The organism is Hyphomicrobium sp., from assembly GCF_020852195.1.
In the GTDB taxonomy this organism is placed as follows: domain Bacteria; phylum Pseudomonadota; class Alphaproteobacteria; order Rhizobiales; family Hyphomicrobiaceae; genus Hyphomicrobium_C.
The window spans coordinates 1-21,360 of sequence record NZ_JADZBI010000141.1; the positions used below are offsets into that span (position 1 = coordinate 1).

At 67.3% G+C, this 21,360-nt stretch carries 21 protein-coding genes; 15 read left to right on the plus strand and 6 right to left on the minus strand.

Annotated features, from left to right (window positions below; genetic code table 11):
* Positions 1-799: biotin carboxylase N-terminal domain-containing protein (locus IT540_RS11695; RefSeq protein ID WP_291177653.1), on the minus strand; the 799-nt coding region annotated here is incomplete at its 3' end.
* A gap of 188 nt (positions 800-987) precedes the next feature.
* Positions 988-1,995, minus strand: coding sequence for a hypothetical protein (locus IT540_RS11700; RefSeq protein ID WP_291177656.1), 1,008 nt, complete (start codon positions 1,993-1,995; stop codon positions 988-990).
* A gap of 301 nt (positions 1,996-2,296) precedes the next feature.
* Between IT540_RS11700 and gltX the strand changes: the two genes are divergently transcribed.
* The gene (gene gltX, locus IT540_RS11705; protein ID WP_291177659.1) at positions 2,297-3,670 is read left to right on the plus strand and encodes a glutamate--tRNA ligase; all 1,374 of its coding nucleotides are present in this window, start codon (positions 2,297-2,299) and stop codon (positions 3,668-3,670) included.
* Between the two features lie 296 nt (positions 3,671-3,966).
* Here the strand turns inward: gltX and IT540_RS11710 are convergent, their stop codons facing one another.
* A complete protein-coding gene (locus IT540_RS11710; protein WP_291177662.1) occupies positions 3,967-5,040 on the minus strand; it encodes a DUF2865 domain-containing protein in 1,074 nt (357 codons plus the stop codon).
* Positions 5,041-5,496: 456 nt separating this feature from the next.
* Between IT540_RS11710 and cysS the strand changes: the two genes are divergently transcribed.
* The 13 genes from cysS to IT540_RS11775 all read left to right on the plus strand — a co-directional run bounded on the left by cysS (position 5,497) and on the right by IT540_RS11775 (position 18,577).
* Positions 5,497-6,918 (plus strand): cysteine--tRNA ligase, encoded by a 1,422-nt coding sequence (gene cysS, locus IT540_RS11715; protein ID WP_291177665.1) that lies wholly within the window; start codon positions 5,497-5,499, stop codon positions 6,916-6,918.
* The gene (locus IT540_RS11720; protein ID WP_291177670.1) at positions 6,915-7,037 is read left to right on the plus strand and encodes a hypothetical protein; all 123 of its coding nucleotides are present in this window, start codon (positions 6,915-6,917) and stop codon (positions 7,035-7,037) included. Before cysS ends, IT540_RS11720 begins: the two co-directional genes overlap by 4 nt.
* Positions 7,038-7,044: 7 nt before the next feature.
* Entirely contained in the window at positions 7,045-7,536 is a 492-nt protein-coding gene (locus IT540_RS11725) for a GNAT family N-acetyltransferase (protein WP_291177736.1), read from the plus strand.
* 191 nt (positions 7,537-7,727) lie between these two features.
* The gene (cimA, locus tag IT540_RS11730) at positions 7,728-9,338 is read left to right on the plus strand and encodes a citramalate synthase (RefSeq protein WP_291177673.1); all 1,611 of its coding nucleotides are present in this window, start codon (positions 7,728-7,730) and stop codon (positions 9,336-9,338) included.
* A 50-nt stretch (positions 9,339-9,388) separates the two neighbouring features.
* Positions 9,389-10,252 carry a pentapeptide repeat-containing protein gene (locus tag IT540_RS11735; protein WP_291177676.1) on the plus strand — a complete coding sequence of 288 codons (864 nt, stop codon included), beginning with the start codon at positions 9,389-9,391 and terminating at the stop codon, positions 10,250-10,252.
* 124 nt (positions 10,253-10,376) lie between these two features.
* Complete coding sequence (locus IT540_RS11740) at positions 10,377-11,261, plus strand: pentapeptide repeat-containing protein (protein WP_291177680.1); 885 nt, start codon at positions 10,377-10,379, stop codon at positions 11,259-11,261.
* A gap of 108 nt (positions 11,262-11,369) precedes the next feature.
* Entirely contained in the window at positions 11,370-12,578 is a 1,209-nt protein-coding gene (locus tag IT540_RS11745) for an aminotransferase class I/II-fold pyridoxal phosphate-dependent enzyme (protein WP_291177683.1), read from the plus strand.
* A 15-nt stretch (positions 12,579-12,593) separates the two neighbouring features.
* Positions 12,594-15,290 carry a DNA translocase FtsK gene (locus tag IT540_RS11750; RefSeq protein WP_291177686.1) on the plus strand — a complete coding sequence of 899 codons (2,697 nt, stop codon included), beginning with the start codon at positions 12,594-12,596 and terminating at the stop codon, positions 15,288-15,290.
* Between the two features lie 222 nt (positions 15,291-15,512).
* Entirely contained in the window at positions 15,513-16,304 is a 792-nt protein-coding gene (locus tag IT540_RS11755; RefSeq protein ID WP_291177690.1) for an outer-membrane lipoprotein carrier protein LolA, read from the plus strand.
* Positions 16,305-16,860: 556 nt separating this feature from the next.
* Positions 16,861-17,193, plus strand: coding sequence for a hypothetical protein (locus IT540_RS11760; protein ID WP_291177694.1), 333 nt, complete (start codon positions 16,861-16,863; stop codon positions 17,191-17,193).
* A 34-nt stretch (positions 17,194-17,227) separates the two neighbouring features.
* The gene (locus IT540_RS11765) at positions 17,228-17,566 is read left to right on the plus strand and encodes a YARHG domain-containing protein (protein ID WP_291177697.1); all 339 of its coding nucleotides are present in this window, start codon (positions 17,228-17,230) and stop codon (positions 17,564-17,566) included.
* Between the two features lie 208 nt (positions 17,567-17,774).
* Positions 17,775-18,038, plus strand: coding sequence for a hypothetical protein (locus IT540_RS11770; RefSeq protein WP_291177700.1), 264 nt, complete (start codon positions 17,775-17,777; stop codon positions 18,036-18,038).
* A 200-nt stretch (positions 18,039-18,238) separates the two neighbouring features.
* Positions 18,239-18,577, plus strand: a complete 339-nt coding sequence (locus IT540_RS11775; RefSeq protein ID WP_291177703.1) for a hypothetical protein — start codon at positions 18,239-18,241, stop codon at positions 18,575-18,577.
* 268 nt (positions 18,578-18,845) lie between these two features.
* On the opposite strand, the gene IT540_RS11780 is transcribed toward IT540_RS11775, so the two are convergent.
* The 3 genes from IT540_RS11780 to IT540_RS11790 all read right to left on the minus strand — a co-directional run bounded on the left by IT540_RS11780 (position 18,846) and on the right by IT540_RS11790 (position 20,501).
* Positions 18,846-19,118 carry a DUF2277 domain-containing protein gene (locus IT540_RS11780; protein WP_291177739.1) on the minus strand — a complete coding sequence of 91 codons (273 nt, stop codon included), beginning with the start codon at positions 19,116-19,118 and terminating at the stop codon, positions 18,846-18,848.
* Between the two features lie 89 nt (positions 19,119-19,207).
* The gene (locus tag IT540_RS11785) at positions 19,208-19,798 is read right to left on the minus strand and encodes a glutathione peroxidase (RefSeq protein WP_291177706.1); all 591 of its coding nucleotides are present in this window, start codon (positions 19,796-19,798) and stop codon (positions 19,208-19,210) included.
* Positions 19,799-20,165: 367 nt separating this feature from the next.
* Entirely contained in the window at positions 20,166-20,501 is a 336-nt protein-coding gene (locus IT540_RS11790) for a hypothetical protein (RefSeq protein ID WP_291177709.1), read from the minus strand.
* Between the two features lie 206 nt (positions 20,502-20,707).
* On the opposite strand from IT540_RS11790, the gene IT540_RS11795 reads away from it, so the two are divergent.
* Positions 20,708-21,121 (plus strand): tautomerase family protein, encoded by a 414-nt coding sequence (locus tag IT540_RS11795; RefSeq protein WP_291177712.1) that lies wholly within the window; start codon positions 20,708-20,710, stop codon positions 21,119-21,121.
* Positions 21,122-21,360: the final 239 nt, after the last annotated feature.

The window sequence follows — 21,360 nt, forward strand, 5'->3', positions numbered from 1 at the left end:
CCGATGCGCTGGCAAGGTGCACAGCGGCTAGGCAGATACGCTCGCGTATGGAAGGATCCAGCGCCGGCGCCGGCGATTCTTCGATGAGCTTCTGAAAGCGCCGCTGGATCGAGCACTCGCGCTCGCCAAGGTAGATGACGTTGCCGTGCTTGTCGCCGATGAGCTGGATCTCGATGTGGCGCGGATCGACGATGAACTTCTCGACGAACATGCGGTCGTCGCCGAACGAGGCCTTGGCCTCGGAGCGGGCGAGCGGGAAGCCTTCCTCGACCTCGCGGCGGGTGTAGGCGATGCGCATGCCCTTGCCGCCGCCGCCGGCCGAGGCCTTCATCATGACGGGATAGCCGATCTCCTCGGCGATTTTCACCGCGTGCTTGGCGTCGTCGATCTCGCCCATGTAGCCGGGCACCGTCGACACCTTGGCCTTGGCCGCCGCCTTCTTGCTCTCGATCTTATCGCCCATGGCGGCGATGGCCTTGGGGTTGGGGCCGATGAACACGATGCCGGCCTTCGCGAGCGCCACCGGAAACGCCTCGCGCTCGGAAAGGAACCCGTAGCCGGGATGCACGGCTTCGGCGCCGGTCTGCTTGCAGGCCTCGACGATCTTGTCCATCAGGAGGTACGACTGGGCCGCGGGCGGCGGGCCGAGGTGGACGGCCTCGTCCGCCATGTCGACATGCAGCGCATCGCGGTCGGCGTCCGAGTAGACGGCAACGGTCTTGATGCCCATCTTGCGCGCGGTCTTGATCACGCGGCAGGCGATCTCGCCGCGATTGGCAATGAGGATCTTCTTGAACATTATCCCGTGGCGCCCTGTCTGAATGTCGGGGAAGAGTTAGGTCAGGCTCTTCTAGACTAAACCCTGCGAGCGCGTAAACCGCGATAAAGTCGGGCTGCCCGGCATCCCCATGACGGATTTGATACAGGATTTTGCAGGGCGCCTACCCTGCGGGCACGCCGGCCAGCGTGGCATGCGGCGCAAAGGGCTCAGGCGGCGTAACCGCCGCGGCCGATCCCGAGGCGCCGGCCGGGCTCTCCGATGAGGCATTCCCGGTCGAGGTGGGCGAGCACGGCGGCCTCGATCGCCGACGGCCGGAGGCTGGACAGCAGCCGGTCCGTGAGCCATCCCGCCTCTTCGGCAGCGACCTCCTCGCCGGTCACGATCTCGATCCTCTGCCGCTCGAGCCTGGCCAGCGCCCGCTCCTCGCACGACTGCGTGTGGTAGTCGCGGCGGAGCTGGCCGAGCGATCGGGTCACCTGCTCGCCGACTGTCGCGGCGGGCTGCGCCACCGCGCCCGGCGTCAGCGCCACGGCACGCGGCGGCACCGCGTAGCCGTGCTCGGCGAGCACCACGTTGGCCACGGCCTTGGCAAAGAGGTCCGTCCATGCCGGCGGGGGCAGGCGTCCGGCCACGGCCCTGTTGATGTCGAGCAGGATCTCCGCCTCGGGGCGCGTCAGCGGCAGCGCGCTGTCGCCGCCGAAGGCGTTGAGGATGGTGCGGATCAGAGCGATCTCGGGCTCGCCGATGGTGCCGGGCACCGCGCCCTGCAGCGCCAGCGGCCCCGGCACACGGCGCAAGGGACCGAAGCCGTGGATCACCGCGCCGGCGACCTGCTCGAGCGCGAAGGTGGCGAGACTCAGCGGGAACCAGCGTGCCTTGCCGAGCACCGCGACCAGGAGATCGAACTCGGCCCGGTTGGCGATCCAGCCGTCGGTCGCGAGCCTGGCCACCAGCCAGCGGCTCTTCTCGATCGTGATATAGCCTTCGGGACCGCTCTGATTGAGGATGTAGTCGGCGATCGCGTCGGCAAGGAAGCCGCTCCACGACGGCGCATGGATGGGGCACGAGCGGTTGAGGCGCAGCAGAGTCTCCGCCTCGTTCTCATGGATCTGCGGATCCTCCGCGAAGGCCCGCTTGAGCCGGGTCACGTCGCTGTCCTTGATGCTGCCGCGGAGCTCGAAATCCTCGACTGGAACCGATTTGAGCACCCGCATGCAACTTCCCCGCCCCGCCACTGCAATGACGGTCAAGCTAGGCGACCAATCTTACCAATGACCTAATGCGCGACTCGCTTTGAAGCCGGCTGAAGCCGTGCCGGACCAAAGTGTTGCACAACCGCTGCGAACGGCGGCATGGCACGGCCCCTGCCTGTCCCCTCAAGGAGAGCGGAAAGCCGCGCCCCGCCGACGTCGCAGCTTGCGACCGGGCTTCCGAAGCTAGCTGCATTTTGCGGATCACCTCTATAGGGTGGCGCCGAAATCGACTGAGCCCGAGCTGCCGAGCCACTGCACGCACATGAAACCATCCGTCCGCTTCGCGCCGAGCCCCACCGGCCGGCTTCACATCGGCAACGTCCGCACGGCGGTCTTGAACTACCTCCTGGCGCTGAAATCGGGCGGCACGTTCCTGCTCCGCCTCGACGACACGGACCGCGAGCGCTCGACGGAGGAGTTCGCCGAGGGCATCCGCGCCGACCTCCGCTGGCTCGGCCTCGCCTGGCATCGGGAGGCGCGCCAGTCCGCGCGCCTCGCCCGCTATGCCGAGGTGGCCGAGCGCCTGAAAGCCTCGGGACACCTCTACGCCTGCTACGAGAGCGAGGAGGAGCTCGACCGCAAGAGGAAGCGCCAGCTCGCCCGCGGTCTGCCGCCCATCTACGACCGCACCGGCTTGAGGCTCACGGACCTGGACAAGGCCAGGCTCGAGGCCGAGGGCCGCCGCCCGCACTGGCGCTTCCGCCTGCCCAACACGGACGCCGCGAGCGGCCTGCTCGGGCCAGAGCCCACCATCGTCTCCTGGAACGACCTCATCCGCGGCGACCAGACCGTCGACATCGGCTCGCTGTCGGACCCGGTCCTGATCCGAGAGGACGGCACCCCGCTCTATACCTTCACCAGCATCGTCGACGACATCGACTTCGCCATCACGCACATCGTGCGCGGCGAGGATCACGTGACCAACTCGGGCGTCCAGATCGCCATCTTCGAGGCGCTCGGCGCCGCCCCACCCGCTTTCGGCCACCACAGCCTGCTGATCGGCGCCGATGGCCACGCGCTCTCGAAGCGCCTCGGCACGCTTTCCATCGCGGCCTTCCGCGACGAGGGGCTGGAGCCGATGGCGGTGCTCTCCCATGCGGCCCTGGTCGGCACCTCGGACGCCATCGAGCCGCACACCCGCATCGAGGAGCTGGCGGCCCTGTTCGACCTCGGCAAGATCTCGACCGCCCCCGGCCGCTTCGACCTCGACGAGCTGAGGACGCTCAATGCCAAGCTCCTGCACAAGCTTCCCTACGAGGACGTGGCCTCGCGCCTCGCCGGGCTCAGCATCACGGGCGGCGCGCCGTTCTGGGAGGCCGTACGCGGCAACGTCACGCTGCTCGCGGACGCGGGCGACTGGTGGGCGGTTGTTGCAGGTGAGATCGAGCCTGTGATCGAAAATATCGATCTGACCGGCAAGGCCGCCGACCTTCTGCCGCCCGAGCCCTGGGACGCCGCCACATGGGGCGCCCTCACGACCGAGCTTTCCAAGGCCACCGGCCTCAAGGGCCGCGCCCTGTTCCACCCGCTGCGCCTCGCCCTGACAGGTCGCGACGCCGGCCCCGAGCTGAAAGCGCTTCTCCCCCTGATCGGCCGCCCCCGCGCCGAAGCCCGCCTCCGCGGCCACCGCGGGTGAGCGCATGTATACAAGAACCGCGTCTTTCCCTCACCCGCCGTTGTCGCGTTTGTGGAGGCTGGCATGGATCCCGGCCTTCGCCGGGATGACGCTGCTGTGGATACCGTCTGCCTCCTCCCAACGTCATCCCGACGAAGGCCGGGACCCACGCAAGTTTCCGCTTGCTCGACGTCAAAAGGGCTTGGAGCGACAGATCCGAGGAAACCTTCCCCGAATGACACGTGGAGGGCTCAGCGTAGGTTGTCATCCCGGCCGAGCGTAGCGAGAGCCGGGACCCAGAGCGTGGCGTAGAACAGTTACTGAGGAGACGTCTCCCACGGCAGCGTCTCGCCGCCGCCGTTGTCGTACTGCGCGGGAGGAGGTTGCTGCGGAGGCGGTTGTTGCTCCGTCGAGCCTGTCGGTGCCTGGGCCGCCCATCCGTCCGCGCCGGCACCGCCCTGCTGCACGGCTGCGCCCGGCTCCGGCTGGTACTCGGCCATTTTGCACGAGCAGCCGTTCACGTACTCCTTGCGGTAGCGGAACGCCGTCTTGAGCTGCGTGTAGGGGATGTTGTCGCGCGCGGCCACCGCCTGCTCCATGCCGGCACCCGGGTTCTGGTGGTAGTAGAGCTCCGCGGGCGCCGCGCACTTCGAATGGCAGACGTCCGAGTCGCGCTGGAAATGGTTCGGCAGCGTCGAGAAGCTGACCGGGAAATAGTAGCCGTCACAGAGGCGCACGCACACGGTGCGGTAGGTGGCGTACGGCAGCGCGCCGAAGCTCGATCCGCCGCCGTAGCCGCTGCTCTCCCCGTCGTCCCAGAAGCCGGAGAACCCGCCGCCACTCTGGCGCCGCGCCTGCTGCTGGTAGTTCGACCCGCAGTTGTTGCGTGCCAGCTCCCGGATGATCTCGTCCTGGTAGGACCGGTTCGAGGACCCCTGAAGCTGCCGGAGTTGCACCTCGAGATCGTCGATCCGCCGCCGCGAGGCATCCGCCTGATTGGCGAGGTCGACGCAGCGGCGCGTCCTGCGCAGCGTCTTCGAGAACAGGAAATATTCGTAGCAGTCCGCGCGATCCAGCTCCTTGCGCTGCGAGCGGTAAGCCTGGTCGACCTGCCTCAGCTCGTTCTCGACCATCGGGATCATGTGACGCGAGTCGCCGCCACGTTGCCCCTCCTGCACGAGCCGCTGCTCGAGCTCGAGGCACACCGAGTTGCCGCGCAGGCCGGCCTGTCCTCCCGCGCCCTCGTCATAGGGGTCGCCGTAGACGGAGTCGCTTGGAACAGGGCCCCGCTGCCGTGGCTGCTCGTTGCCACCGAACGGCCACCAGCTCTGTGCCAGGGCGGGCACGGCAACGCCGCCGGCAAGCACGAGTGCCAGCAGCGCAAGGCTCACGCGCACATCGGCCCGCGCTGTGCGATCGAGAATTCGGCGCCTGAGGCCGCGTTTGCCGGTTCCTGCCATCAACCCCACGATGATCGGGGTACGATCGCCCCGATAAGCCCTCTGTTCACCATACTATGGGAGCCCTCGCATACGCGGTCAATGCGGGAGAAATGCGGCGTCTCGCGCGCCCTTGGCGTGTCGCAGGAGGCGTGGGAAACGGCCGGGCGCCCGCCCCGCGGAGCTTGACGCCGACTACGCCGGCGCATAACACGGGGCCATGAGAACGACCCTGCGCAACCCCGCCGCCAAGATTTGCGGCATTATTATCATTTCGAGCTAGTCACACCCGGCTGGCGCGCGGCCCCGTTCTTTGCCTCATGACAAGACAGAGAATCGCCCCGCCGGACGGAGGATCGGCCCGCGCTCGGACGGTTGCGGGCCGCGCTATGCATGAGGAGACGAAGCGTGTCGCTCACGCTCTATAATACGCTCTCGCGGCGCAAGGAGCCGTTCACGCCCATCGACCCGTCCAATGTCCGCATGTACGTCTGCGGACCGACGGTCTACGACTACGCCCACATCGGCAACGCACGGCCCGTTATCGTCTTCGACATGCTGTTCCGCCTGCTGCGCCACGTCTACGGTGCCGAGCACGTCACCTACGTGCGCAACATCACGGACGTGGACGACAAGATCAACGCCCGCGCCGCCGCCGATTTCCCCGACCTGCCGCTGAACGAGGCCATACGCCGCGTCACCAGCGCCACTGAGAAGCAGTTCCACGACGACATCGCCGCCCTGGGCGTGCTGCTGCCGACGGTCGAGCCCCGCGCCACCGAGCACATCGAGGAAATGAAGCGGCTGATCGAGGCCCTCGTCGCGCGCGGGCATGCCTACGTGGCCGAAGGTCACGTCTTGTTCGACGTTGCGTCCATGCCCGACTACGGCCGCCTCTCCAACCGCTCGCTCGACGAGATGGAGGCCGGAGCCCGCGTCGAGGTCGCGCCCTACAAGAAAGGCCCCATGGACTTCGTGCTGTGGAAGCCCTCGAAGCCGGGCGAGCCGGCCTGGCCCTCGCCGGCAGGCATCGTCGAGCCTGGCCGCCCCGGCTGGCACATCGAGTGCTCGGCCATGGCCGAGCGCCACCTCGGCCCCGTCTTCGACATCCACGGCGGCGGCATCGACCTGGTGTTCCCACACCACGAGAACGAGATCGCCCAGTCGCGCTGCGCCCACGGCCTGCCCGTGATGGCCCACGTCTGGCTGCACAACGGCTTCCTGCAGGTGGAAGGCGAGAAGATGTCGAAGTCGCTCGGCAACTTCATCACCATCCACGAGCTGCTCGCGACGAAAAAGTTCGGCGCCAACCAGTGGCACGGCCGCGTGATCCGCCTCGCCATGCTGGGCACGCACTACCGCCAGCCCATCGACTGGACGGCCGAGCGCCTGCTGCAGGCGCGCAGCACGCTGCTGGACTTCGCCGACCTGCTGGCGCCCGTCACCCCCGCCGCCGCACCGAACCCGGACGTCGTGGCCGCGCTCTCCGACGACCTCAATACGCCGAGCGCGCGCTCGATCGTCCACGGCCTCGCCAAGTCCGCGAAGCGCAACCCCGGCGCCGCGGCCGAGCTGCGCGCCACGCTCGAGTTCATGGGCCTCTACGGCGGCGAGACGCGCGACGAGCTCAACGTCGGCGTGGAGGCGATCACCGTCGACTCCGGCAAGGTCGACGCCCTCGTCGCCGCCCGCCTCGCCGCGCGCAAGGCCAAGGACTTCAAGGAATCGGACCGCCTCCGCGACGAGTTGGCTGCCATGGGCGTATCCTTGAAGGACGCCAAGGACCCGAAGACCGGCGAGATCGTCACCACCTGGGAGATCGCCCGATGAGCGACTGGAAGAAGGACGTTCCGTTCCCGCGGCACTGGCGGGTCTACATCGTCATCAAGATCGCCGTGCTGGCCTTCGCAGTCTATCTCGCCGTCAAGCACGGCTACATCTGGCAGTAGGCCCATGATGACCACGTCCTACCCGCTGCGTCCGTTCCTCGCCGCTGACACCGTGGCGCTGCGCGACCTTTTCGCCCAGTCGATCGAGGAGCTGACGGCCGACGACTACGACGAGGACCAGCGCCTCGCCTGGGCCGCCACCGCCGCCGACGCGGCAGCTTTCGCCGAGAGGCTAGGCGCCATGACCACCCTTGTCGTGCAGGTGGACGGCGAGTACGCCGGCTTCGCGTCCTTGAAGGATAACACCACGTTCGAGATGCTCTACGTGCACCCTTATTTCGCCGGCCAGGGCGTCGGCAGCGCACTCGCGGATGCCGTCGAGCGCCTCGCCCAGGGCCGCGGCGCCAAGGAGATCACGGTCGAGGCCAGCGACACCGCCGTGCCGTTCTTCGAGGCTCGCGGCTACGTGGCGACCCAGCGCAACATGGTCCCTCGCGACGACCTCTGGCTCCCCAACACCACCATGAAGAAGCGGCTCGCCGCCGACAACGACAGCTAATCGTTTCCGACAAGAAGCACACTCGACAAAGACAAGCGAGATGACCAAGGAACGCCTCTACCTGTTCGACACCACGTTGCGTGCCCGTTCGCGCACAGGCGCCCCGCCACATGGGCGCGCCATGATCTTGGAGCGCCGAGCACGAACAAACCAAAAATGTTGCCGTCGCGCAGCCGACAAGCGAGGCGCGGATGTCTAAGGAACGCCTCTACCTCTTCGACACCACACTGCGCGACGGTGCGCAGACGACCGGCGTCGACTTCTCGCTCGAGGACAAGCGGCGCATCGCGGCCATCCTCGACGAGCTGGGCCTCGACTACGTGGAAGGCGGCTACCCCGGCGCCAACGACACGGACTCGGCATTTTTCCAGACCAAGCCTGCCTTCAAGAACGCCCGCTTCACCGCCTTCGGCATGGTGAAGCGCACCGGCCGCTCGGTCTCCAACGACCCCGGCCTGCAGGCGCTCCTGACCTCGGCGGCCGACAGCATCTGCATGGTCGCCAAGTCGTGGGACTATCACGTGCGCGTCGCGCTCGGCATCTCGAACGAGGAGAACCTCGCCGCCATCGCCGAGAGCATCGAGGCCGTTGTCGCCTCGGGCCGCGAGGCCATGCTCGACTGCGAGCACTTCTTCGACGGCTACAAGGCCAATCCCGCCTACGCCCTCGCCGTCGCGACGACGGCCCGCGACGCCGGCGCCCGCTGGGTCGTGCTGTGCGACACCAATGGCGGCACGCTGCCTCACGAGGTCGAGCGCATCGTCGCCGACGTGACGCAGCACGTCCCCGGCGACCACCTGGGCATCCATACCCACAACGACACCGACAACGCGGTCGCCAACACGCTGGCTGCCGTGCGCCAGGGCTGCCGCCAGATCCAGGGCACGCTGAACGGCCTCGGCGAACGCTGCGGCAACGCCAACATGACCTCAATCATCCCGACGCTGCTGCTGAAGAAGGACTTTGTCGAGCGCTTCAAGACCGGCATCACGCCGGAGCGCCTGCGCACGCTGACCCACGGCAGCCGCGTGCTCGACGAGCTTCTGAACGAGGCGCCCAACCGTCACGCGCCGTACGTGGGCGAGAGCGCCTTTGCCACCAAGGCCGGCATCCACGCCTCGGCCATCCTGAAGGAGCCCGAGACCTACGAGCACGTACCGCCCGAGGCGGTTGGCAACACGCGCCGCCTGCTCGTCTCGAAGCAGGCCGGCCGCTCGACCGTGATGGCCTCCCTCGAGCGCCTCGGCCTCGTCGCCGAGAAGGACGACCCGCGCATCCAGGCCCTGCTCGACGAGGTGAAATCGCGCGAGAGCGCCGGATATGCCTACGAGTCGGCAGAGGCCTCCTTCGAGCTTCTGGCCCGCCGTCACCTGGCCAACGTGCCGCGCTTCTTCTCGGTCGACAGCTTCCGCGTCATGGTCGAGCGCCGCCACAACGCGGTCGGCGAGCTGGTTACGGTCTCGGAGGCGACCGTGAAGGTGTTCATCAACGGCGACCGCGAGCCGCTGTGGTCCGTGGCCGAGGGCATCGGCCCGGTCAACGCCCTCGACCGCGCGCTGCGCAAGGACCTCGGCCGCTATCAGAAGCACATAGAGAGCATCGAGCTGGTCGACTACAAGGTGCGCATCCTGACCGGCGGCACCGAGGCCGTGACGCGCGTGCTCGTCGAGACCTTCGACAACGCCACCGGCGAGCGCTGGATCACGGTTGGCGTCTCCCCGAACATCATCGACGCCAGCTTCGAGGCCCTGCTCGATTCCATCAACTACAAGCTGTTGAAGGATGGCGCCTTGGCGGCATGATAGGATGCCGACAGCCGCCCGGCCGCGAGTTGCACCTGAGGAAGAGCGACATGCGTCTCTGGCACGCGATTGCAGCCCTGACATCGGCCCTGGCCACCGCTTCGAGCGTCGCGGCCGGCGGTGGGCTGCCGAGCTACACGACGCCGGACGGCACGACCTCCGCCGCGACCGAGGGCACGAAGCTCACCGCGCGCGACGTGACCGGGCGCCTGTTCAAGGCCACGCCGGGATCGCGTCCCGACCTCAGCGAGCTGAACCTGACCCGTCTCGACCTCGCCGAGCTCGACTTCAAGTCCGCGAAACTTGACGGCGCAGACCTCTACGGCGCCGAGCTCTCGCGCGCAAAACTGGCCGGATGCTCGCTGGTCGGCGTGCGCCTCGACCGCGCGACCATCACGTCCGCGGACTTCTCCGGCGCCGACCTCACCGACGCGCGCATCCTACGCCCGACGATCTTCACCACCCTCGAGGTGGCGACCAGCGAGGCCCCCCGCTTCACCGGCGCCAAGCTCGTGCGCATCCGCTCCGACGGCTGGCTCGACCGCGCCGACTTCGCGCGCGCCGATCTGACCGGCGCGGTGTTCGGCGGCGGCGGTCCGCGCGAGGAAACGCTGTTCTCCTCCGCGAGCCTCGTCAGCGCCAACTTCGAGAACGCCATCCTGAAGGACGCCAAGTTCCCCGGCGCCTCGCTCAAGTACGCGCGCTTCATGGGCGCCGATCTGACCGGCGCTAACCTGATCGGCACCAACCTCACGCGCGCCGACTTTACGGGTGCGAACCTGGCCGGCGCCGACTTTACCGGCGCCAACCTCGACGAGGCGGACTTGCGCGGCGCCCGCGGCCTGGACCAAGCCATCGGCCTCAAGAGCGCCCAGAACCTCGGCAGCGCCCGGTTCACGACCACCGCCCCGTAACCTGCCGGAAAGGATGGGCTCCGGGACCGCACCGCAATGACGTCAGGAAATTCTCCCTTGAAACCGCAAGCACAAACGGCAACACACAGCCTGGAGCGTGTCGGACGGTATGGGAGAACCTTGCATGCGCCTCGCAAACGGCCCCGCTACCCTGGTTCTGCAGATTTCCGTTGCCGTTGCGGGGCTCTCGATCGCCCCGCCACGAACCGCCGCGGCCAATGACCTTCCGAGCTATCTCGCACCAAAGAAAAACGAGGCACCCAACGCGGCCGGAACACGCCTCACCGCACGCGCCGTCGTCGAGCGGATATTTCAAGCGCCGCCCAACACGCGCCCCGACCTCCAGGCAGCGGACCTGACCAAGCTCGATCTTGCAGGAATCGATTTCAGGGCAGCGCTGCTCACCGGTGCCAACCTCTATGGCGCCGACCTGACGAACGCGCGTCTCGCCAGCGCTTCGCTGGAAGGTGCGAGCCTCGACCGCGCGACGATCACCGCCACCGACTTTTCGGATGCAGACCTGACGGACGTGCGCATCATCCGTCCAACCGTTTTCACGTCCCTCGTAGCGGCAGCCAAAGAGGCCCCGAAGTTCACCGGCGCCAAGCTGGTCCGCTTCCGCTCCGATGGACAGCTCGACCGCGCGGATTTCACCGGCGCCGATCTCACCGACGCGGTGATCGGCCGCTCCGCTGTGCGCGAGCCGGCCGTGAACGCGCCCGCCAGCCTGGTTCAGACGGACTTCACCCGCGCCGTCTTGAAGGGAGCGCGCCTGGCGCAGACGTCACTGCAATCTGCGAGCTTCGTCGACGCCGACCTCAGAGGCACGGACCTGAGCCAGTGCGATCTGCTGAGAGCCGACTTTTCCGGCGCCGACCTCACCGGCGCCAATCTGACCGGCGCCAACCTCGCCGAGGCAAACCTCAGGACAGCGCGCGGACTCGATAAGGCGATCGGCCTTGAGAAGGCCGTGAACCTCGAGCAGGCCTACCGCGCCCCCGCCCCCTGACCAGCGACCCGCCTGCCATCGACAGGCCTAGGTCCCGGGCGCTATGTCCTGTCGCGCAGCAACGACGTCCCGCGCTTCGGAACTTCAAGGGCCCCGATGTCCGACTCCTTGACCCTCACGTCCCTCGCCGACGGCACCATCCTCTCGCCCTTCTCGCGCCTGCGCCAGCTCTTGGACGGCACTCCGCCCGGCCACGAGCGCCCCATCGACCTGACGCTCGGCGAGCCGCGCGAGACCATGCCGTCGTTCGTGGCCGCCAAGATCACCGAGGCCGAGGCGCTGTTCGCCAAATATCCGCCCATCCGCGGCTCGGACGAGCTGCGGGGCGCCATCGCCGACTGGATCGGCCGCCGCTACGGGCTCGTCGGCGCCATTGACCCGGCCCGCGAGATCCTGCCCTGCAACGGCTCGCGCGAGGGGCTTTTCTACGCCGCCTTCCCGGCTGTCGGCCGCAAGCAGCACGTAGCCGCCCGCCCCGCGATCCTGATGTGCAACCCTTTCTACCAGGCCTATCTCGGCGGCGCGCTCGCGGCCGGTGCAGAGCCCGTGTTCCTCAACGCCACCGCCGCGACCGGCCACCTGCCCGACCTCGACGCCCTCGAAGCGGACCCCGCGCTGCTCGCCCGCACCGCCGCCCTCTATCTCTGCTCGCCCGCGAACCCGCAGGGCGCCGTCGCCGACGCGGCCTACATCGCCCGCGCGCTGGCCCTCGCCCGCACCCACGACTTCATTCTGTTACTCGACGAGTGCTATTCCGAGATCTACGGCGGCGCCCCGCCCGTGGGCGGCCTCGAGGTTGCAGCCAAAACTCCGGAGCGCTTCCGCAACCTCGTGGTCTTCAACTCGCTCTCCAAGCGCTCGAACCTGCCCGGCCTGCGCTCGGGCTTCGCCGCGGGCGACGGCCCCTTCCTCGACACCCTGTTCGAGGTGCGCAACCTCGTCGGCCCGCAGATGCCTGGCCCCACCCAGCACGCCTCCGCCGCCGTGTGGGCCGAGGAGCAGCACGTCACCCTGAACCGCCGCGCCTATGCCGCGAAGTATGACGTGGCCGACGCCGTGCTCGGCACGCGCTTTGACTACCGCCGCCCGACCGGTGGCTTTTTCCTATGGTTGGACATGAGTGTTATAGGCGACTGTGAACACGCCGCACTAACCTTATGGAAACGTTTCGGAGTCAAGGTCATACCCGGTGCCTACCTGGCTCAGGCCGGACGTGACGGGACCAATCCGGGCGCAGAGTACGTGCGCATCGCTTTGGTCCACGACTCCGCAACCATCCGGGAGGCGCTCGAACGGTTCGTTCATGTATCTGCGTAAGAGACGTTCGCCGTCATGCCGTCCGCCACAGGACCGTCCATTTCAGGGCTTGATCGTCAGCGCCTCTTGCCGGCTGCTCTCGAGGCCCGTCTGATCGGCACGCTCGGCCGCAGTTGCGGCCTGATGCTGCTCGTCGCGCTCGCGGCCGTCTGGTTGAGCCTTCTCTCGTGGTCGGTCGCCGACCCGAGCCTGACCCATGCCACCGGCGGTCCGATCCGCAACGCGCTCGGCGCGCCGGGCGCGATCGTCGCCGACCTCCTGCTTCAGACGCTGGGCCTCGCCTCGGCCGTCGCCCTCCTGCCGCTGATGCTCTGGGCCTTCGAGCTGGTGCTTGCCGAGCACGTCACAAGCCTGCGCACCAAGGCGACCTACTATCCATTCGCAGTGCTCGGCGTCGCCGCCGCCGTCTCAGCCGTCCCGGGCGGCGCTTCGTGGCCGATCGAGCACGGCCTCGGCGGCATCCTGGGCGACGTGATCTTCGACGCCGTCACGTCGGTCCTGGGCTTCATCAGCTCCGATACCGCAGCCATCGCCGCCGGCATTCTGCTGGCCGGATTCGGCATGTCCTCGCTCGTGCGTGCGCTCGGCGTTTCGCGCGAGCTGGTGCTGCCCCGGCGCACGCCGCACGCGACGCGCCACGCCTCCTGGACCCAGGCGTCTTGGGCTCACGACGCGACGCACGCCCTAACCGCGCGGCTCCCGCGCCCCGACAGCCTGGCCGCGGCCCTGGGCAATCTGCGCACGCTCGCACGCCCGCACTTTGGACGCGGGCACTTCGGCGCCGTGGAGCCCGTCCTGCCTGGCCTCTTCACCCGCCACGCGGAGCCCGAGCCGCAGGCGCCAGCCGCCTATGCACCGAACTACAACGCGCGCCGTCCGATCGAGCACGACGACCTCGAGCCCATCCCGGACGACATCGACGACTTCGCGGCCGACGGCTCCGATCCCGACCTCGAGATCTCGAGCCGCGCCATCGCCGAGCGCTTCGCACCGCCCGGCGCGCGTCCGCTTGTGCCCGAGCCGGCACTGCCCGACCACGATCTCCCGCGCTTCCTGAGCGCCGCACGCGAAGCCGCGACACCGGCGCCCGCGCCTCAGCCGGTGCGCGAGCCCGCTCCACGGCCGGCCGCGCCCGCGCGCCGCCCGCAGACGAGCCTCCTGCGCGCCGTCAACGCCCGCCGCGCCCCTCCCGCTTTCAAGCGCCCGTCGCCGGCCATGCTGAAGAAGAGCCCGCCCTCGAAAGCGGGCAGCGAGTTCTCGCAGACGGTGCTGCGCGGCACCGCGCGCCTGCTCGAGGACGTGCTCGCAGACTTCGGCGTCAAGGGCGAGGTGCGCGACATCAAGCCCGGCCCCGTCGTCACCCTCTACGAGCTCGAGCCCGCGCGCGGCACCAAGGCCACGCGCATCATGGCGCTCGCCGACGACATCGCCCGCTCCATGAGCGCCACCAGCGCCCGCGTCGCCGTCATACCCGGCCGCAACGTCATCGGCATCGAGCTGCCCAACAGCCGCCGCGAGACGGTCGGTCTGCGCGAGCTGCTCGAAAGCCCCGTGTTCACCGGCGCCGAAGGCATCCTGCCGCTGACGCTCGGCCGCTCCATTGGCGGCGAGCCCATTGTCGCCGACCTCGCGCGCATGCCGCATCTGCTCGTCGCCGGCACCACCGGCTCCGGCAAGTCCGTCGGCGTCAACGCCATGATCCTGTCGATCCTCTTCCGCCACACGCCGGAGGAGTGCCGCTTCCTGATGATCGACCCCAAGATGCTGGAGCTCTCCGTCTACAACGGCATCCCGCACCTGCTGACGCCCGTCGTCACCGAGCCGCAGAAGGCCGTCGGCGCGCTGAACTGGGTCGTGGCCGAGATGGAGGAGCGCTACAAGCGCATGGCCAAGCTCTCGGTGCGCAACATCGAGGCCTTCAACACGCGCGTCAGGACCGCGAGCCAGCGCGGCGAGCAGCTTGCACGCACCGTGCAGACCGGCTTCGACGCCGCCACCGGCCAGCCCGTTTACGAGCGCGAGGAGATGGATCTCGCGCCCATGCCCTACATCGTCGTGGTCGTGGATGAGTTCGCCGACCTGATGATCACCGCCGGCAAGGACATCGAGACCGCCGTGCAGCGCCTGGCGCAGAAGGCGCGCGCCGCCGGCATCCACCTGATTATGGCCACGCAGCGTCCCTCCGTCGACATCATTACCGGCACCATCAAGGCCAATTTCCCGACGCGCGTCAGCTTCCGCGTCGCCTCCAAGATCGACAGCCGCACCATCCTGAACGAGCAGGGCGCCGAGCAGCTCCTCGGCCAGGGCGACATGCTGATGACCTCCGGCGGCGGCCAGCTCCTGCGCGTACACGGACCGTTCGTCTCCGACGAGGAGGTTGAGGCGGTCGCCGCGCATCTGCGCGCTCAGGGCGAGCCGCGCTACGTCGAGAGCCTCGCCGATGCGCAGGAGGACGCCGGCACGTCGTCGCAAGGCCCGGGCGCTGGCGGCGCCGACGATGGCGAGAGCCTGTACGACCGCGCCGTCGCCGTCGTGCTGCGCGACCGCAAGGCCACCACCAGCTACGTGCAGCGCCGCCTTTCGATCGGCTACAACCGCGCCGCCGACCTGATCGAGCGCATGGAGCAGGACGGCCTGATCAGCGCGCCGAATCACACTGGCCGCCGCGAGATCCTGGCCGGCGAGACGCAGGGTCGCTCGGTCGCCTGACCACTTTCGGATATACCGAAGGATAGGAGCCGCCCACTGGACGGCAAGCGCGTCACCACCTATCAATCTGCAGCGGAATTCGGGGTTTGCGCGGGCACAGGAACTGCGCTCGCGGAGGGGTGCGCCCACGGCACCGGTGCTTGCCCACTTGTGGTCGCAATGTCCGGTCAGACAGCAGGGGCGCCTCCAGGCCTGGGAGGCGGGGGCTCAATGAGACGGAACATGAGAAGATCGAATCTGGCTGCTGCGGCTGGCCTTGCGCTCGCGATTCTGACGGCACCGGCTCACGCCGGCGCCAACGCGCCGCCAGCGGGCGAGCAGCCGGCTGCCACCGCGGTGCCCGCGCCCGTCCCGGCGACACGTCCCGGTGCCGCCGCCCCCGAGAAGCCCGCAGAAAGCAACGCTGCAGCGGAAGGCTCCGGATGGAATGCCGAGGTCGCAACGCCAGGCGGCGCTCTCGTGCTCAACGACACGCAGACGGAGCTGGTCAAGAAGGTCAACGGCTATTTCAACGCGCTCGGCGACCTCAAGGGTGCCTTCGTGCAGACCACCGCCGATAACAAGCGCATGCGCGGCAAGTTCATGGTCAAGCGGCCGGGCCGCTTCCGCTTCGACTATGCGCGTCCCTCGCGCCAGATCATCATCTCCGATGGCGAGTATCTCGCCATCCAGGATCTCGACCTCAACAATGAGGACCGCGTTGCGCTGGACCAGACTCCGTTCCGCTTGCTCCTGCGCAAGGATGTCGACTTGATCCGCGACGCCAAGATCATGGAGGTCCAGGAGTCCGACGACCAGATCATCCTTGCGCTGCGCGACAAGAGCCCCGACGCGCCGGGCAAGATCAAGCTCTTCATGACCAAGACGCCTGAGCTGGTTCTGAAGGAGTGGCTGACGACCGACGCCCAGGGCCTCGACACGCGCGTGGAGCTGTCCGACCTGACCACGAGCGAGAAGCTCGACGCCAAGCTGTTCAAGATCGAAGCCGTCAGTTTGAATAAATTCCATCCCTGATGCGGCCATCCGGGCCTGCAAGGCGGTGGAAACGTGGATAATTCCGGCTGCCCGTCAAACCGGCAGACTACGGAACCGTCTAAAACATAGGCATTTTTTGCCTTTTCGGCGACTGAATCGCGGCGACCTGGGAATATCGGGGAAAAGTAAATCACGTTTTCGTGATCTCGTCGTCTACCCCCTATTGAAAGCTGGCGTGTTGCGCTTATGTCAGCATTACTCAGGCGATGCCATACACATCGGTAGCTCCCCCCGTCTAACCGAGGCCATCGTCTGGAACGCCGGCTTCCCTCCCGGCGTTGCGCGCGAGAGCGCTTGAGCGCCCAGCCCCGCCCCCCGGGGTTGGGCGTTTCTCTGTCTGCGGAGACCGAGCAGACATCGGACGTGCGCTCGCAAGTCCCACCGCGCAACGCCGGATCTTTTGCACCTCTTTCGCAAGCTCCGCGAGATGAACCGCGTCTGAAGGCTCCGTTCAGAGCGGGTTCAAGGCGCATGCCCTATTCCACACCCATCACACCCGGCATCCGCCGGTCGAGGATGGAATAGGAGAATGACGATGAACCGCACTTTGCCTCTCGCTTTGATCCTTTCGATTGCCGCGCCCGCGATCGCATCCGCCGATGTGATCTCCAACCGCCAGGACCGTCAGGCCGAGCGCATCGAGCACGGCCGCAACACCGGCTCGATCACCTGGACCGAAGGCATCAAGCTGCGCGCCGAGCAGAACCGGATCGCCCGCACCAAGGCCGCCATGGAGAGCAAGGGCTACCTGACCAAGAACGAGCGCGCCAAGCTCGCCGAGATGCAGAGCCAGGCGTCCAAGAACATCCGCTACGAATCCCGCGACGGCTGGCATCGCCTGTGGGGCCTGCCGCGTGTCGGCAAGTAGTCGGACGGCAAGCGCAACCAACAGGCTGAAGGCCATGCCCCACCCCCTGCTGCCGCTCTCGCTTGTGGTTGCCACCGCGCTCGCCGTCCCCACCACGGCGAGCGCGGGCTGCCATCTCGTCGATTGCGTCGAGAACGTCTACATCACGCCCAAGGACATCCAGGCGCGGAGCTGCGAGGATCTCTGGATCCTGCGCAATTCGATCTGGAACGACGCCGGCTATTGCTTCAAGACGCCGCGCGCCATCAAGGCGTTCGGCAACCACGCCTGCCAGTACACCGATCAATCCGCCGTGCCACTCAACGACTATCAGCGCGCTAACGCCAGGACCATTCTTGCGGTCGAGAGCGCGCACAATTGCGTCGCGAACTGATTTTCGTCCCTCCCCACCCTGCAATCCTCCCGCTGGGCCGATCGCAAGATCGGCTCCTTTTTTGTCCGCACGGCCTGCCACGGACATGAACGGCAGATGACGCATGCGTTCAAAGGCGGTTCAAGCGCGGTCCGTCATCGTCGCCCTTGAAGGCTCCGGGGGAACTGACAGCCGTCAGCCGGGCCCTTAAGCAATAGGGAGACTAGACATGAAGTCCTCGCTTCTCACCAAGCTCACGCTCGCAGCCGCGGCGACCATGATCACGCTCACGCCGGCCCTTGCCGACTGGCGCGGCAAATCCAATCACTCGCACGGCTACCATCACAGCTACGGCAAGCACACCTACCACGACTACAAGAAGCGCAAGCACGCGCAGCGGCACTTCCACAACCACCGGCACTTTGGCCATCGTCATTGGAAGCCCCGCTTCTACGCATGGCGGCATGGCTACAATCCCTACCGCGGCTGGTAGTCGAACACGTCCCGCCTCCGGGCCGATCGCGAGATCGGCCCTTTTTTCTATGCGGGGCATCCCAGGCCCACCGGCAGGCCTGCCACGGGCCTCCGCGCCCCTGTCACGAAAATCTAAGGTTAGCGGCCGGCAAGGGGGCACGCGTCACGAATCGGGTGTAAAATTGCCTCGTCTTCCTCCGGAACCGCGAGGCTGGGCCGATGAAGAACATTCGCCTGCTCCCCCTGGGTGTCGCCGCCATGCTCGGATCGCTGCCGGCCAGCGCTCCGGCCCGCGCCGCCGGCGCCAACGAGGTGTCGAAAGACATCATTGCCGTGCAACTCCGCAAGCAAGGCTTCGAGTGCAAGAACCCGCTGAGCGCCGAGCGCGACCCTGCAGCATCGAAGCCGGACGACGCGGCGTGGATCCTGAAATGCGAGGGCGTGAGCTACAAGGTGCAACTCGTCCCCAAGATGGCCGCCAAGGTCGAGCGCCTGCCGGACGACGAGCCGAGCAAGCCTGCCGATCAGCCGCCGCAGGAGAAGCAGCAGGCGCCGTGATCGCGCTCTTGAGTCACGAGCCTGTCCGCGATGGGTTCGGTGCCGGTCATCCGAGGTCGGACAGCCGGAGGCTGGCGTGGGTCCCGACCTACGTCGGGATGACGTCTGTTGTGTGGATGCCGCCTGCCCCCTCTTAACGTCATCCCGGCGAAAGCCGGGACCCACGCAAATCTCCGCGATCGCAACGCCGGCAGGATCCTCGTGCGGCGACGCAACGTGCTTGCAATGGCACAACAGGCCCCGTGGGCCGGATAGCTGCGCGTACGACCTAGGACACCCCGAAACGCATCGCCGACCGCGCCCTTGCCTTCGCAGCCTCGACCTCACGGTCGCGCGGCGGAGCCATCGTCACCAGCGAGCCGAGCAGATCCTGCGCCGCCTTGGCGACCTGATCCACCGCCTGGTTGAACGCGTCCTCATTGGCTTTCGACGGGTGCGTGAAGCCCGAGATCTTGCGCACGAACTGGATCGCGGATGCGCGGATCTCCTCATCCGTCGCCGGCGGCGAGAAATTGTAGAGCGTCTTGATGTTGCGGCACATGACGCGGTCTCCTGCAGGGCTTTCCTTGAAGACGTGCACGCCCGCTGCATCCCGACATGGGCAAGTGACTTAGCCGAGCGAATTCTCCGCTAGTTCGCAGCCGCCACCTTGGGCTTAGCGAGCTCCGTCTCGACCGCGCGCACCAGCCGCTCGGCATCGGGCACCGTCTGCGAGAAGAAGCTCGTCACGAGCTTCCCGTCGCGTCCCACGAGGTACTTGTGGAAGTTCCACTTGGGTGCGTTGAACCAGCCCAGTTCCTCGCGCGCCCACTTGTAGAAGGGATGCGCCCCATCGCCCGAGACGACGTTCTTGTCGGTGAGCGGGAACGTGACGCCGAACATCCCCTCGCAGAATTCCTTGATCTCGCCGGCGGCCTTCGGCTCCTGCCCCCCGAAGTCGTGGGAGGGCACGCCGATCACGGCGAAGCCCTGCGCCTCGTACGTGGCGTTCAGCGCCTGCAGCGCCTCGTACTGCTTGGTGAAGCCGCAAAACGAGGCAGTGTTCACCACTAGCAGCACCTGTCCGCGAAAATCCGAGAGCGGCATCGGCTTGCCGTCGATGGAGGTGAACGAGAAGTCCCAGGCGGTTTTCGGGCTTGCGCCGTCCTCGGCGGCGCGGGCACCCCCGGCCATGGCGGCCAGACCGATGAGAGCGGCGGAAGCGGCAGCTTTGAAGCGCATGGGCCTGTCTCCTTGTCAGCGCGGAAATGGACACGAGGTGCGAAGGCGCAAGGCCGTGAGCCGGCTCGACCTTCCTTCACATAGGAGCGGACAACCGGTTGCACCAGCTATCCAAATCGTAACTTTGCATTTTCGCCGAAGCATGGCAGGCTTGCCCCAGGTTTCAACAACTGGAAGGAGGTGATCCGATGTCGAGTGGGATCTTGAGGACGGCGATGTCGGGATCGCTGGGTTTCAAGCCGGATCTGCCTCTGCGGATGGCCTGAGCCAAGCGATCAGCGGCTGAGGCGCCAAAATCGCCGAAGAACGCCGCCCGAATCTCACGGGGGCTGCCCACAGGGCGGCCCCTTTGCTTTTCCCTCCCGGCCTAGCGCTCGTCGTAGACGCTGCCGATTCCGGGATCCGGAACCATGGCCGAGCTGCGCACGAACAGCATGCTCCCGTCCCGCCGCTCGAGTTCGACGTAGTCGCTGAAGCCCCCGCCCATCACTGGCTGGTCGAGCAGTCTCTCGCCCGCATCCAAGACCACGCAACCGGCGGGCAATGCGTCCAGCGATTGCGATGCGCCCGCCGCGTCGAGCTTGACTAGCGTCTCCCGATCCCGGCAGCCGAGCGTGGAGGACTTGACCATCCACGCCTCCGCGTGTGCAGAGGCGGGCATGGCGGCAAGCGCAACGGCAGCAATCGTACGGCGAAACATCATCGAACCTCGCGCCGGCCTGCCCGGCATCCGCATACGCAAGTCCGCCGGACCCGAAGCACATAGCACATGCCGCCGCAAAGTAATCCGTCCTACGGTCCGCGCCCCACTGCCTGCTGCCTTCCGTCCAGCACTTCTTGCCTATTGTCCCTGAGCCTCAATCCACCTACGCCCTGATCGTCTCGCCCTCTGATCCCCGGTGCCTCGCCATGCCCCTCCTCCGCTTCGACCTCATCGAAGGCCGTTCCAAGTCCGAGCTGAAGGCTCTACTCGATGCCGCCCACCGCGCCATGCTGGCCGCCTTCGAGGTGCCCGAGCGCGACCGCTATCAGATCGTCCATGAGCATAAGCGCTCGCGCCTCATCGTCGAGGACACCGGCCTCGGCATCCCGCGCACGGACGACGTCGTCGTGCTGCAGGTGACGACACGCCCGCGTGGGCGCGCGGCCAAGGAGCGGTTCTATCGCCTGCTTGTCGAGGAGCTGGAGCGGAGCTGCGGCATCGCCCCGAGCGATGTCATGGTCTCGATGGTCGAAAACACCGATGAGGACTGGTCGTTCGGCTACGGCCGTGCCCAGTTTCTGACCGGCGAGCTCGGCGGCGGCCCGAAGGCCGGCGACTGACGGCGGTCAGCACCGGCTCTCTGTGCCGACGGCATTGTCCACCACGACCTTGCATCGCCCCAAGGGGCGGCCCGGCGCCAACGCGACAATTTCGTCATCATTCACTCTTTGACGACAAATTTCCTCCATCTCACCGTGTTTCTGTCCATAGTGGACGCCAGTCAGTTGTGTGAGTATCAGGGGAGGTTAGCGTGTTCAGCCGCGGCTCAAGTTCAGATCCCAGCCTACCGAAGCCACCA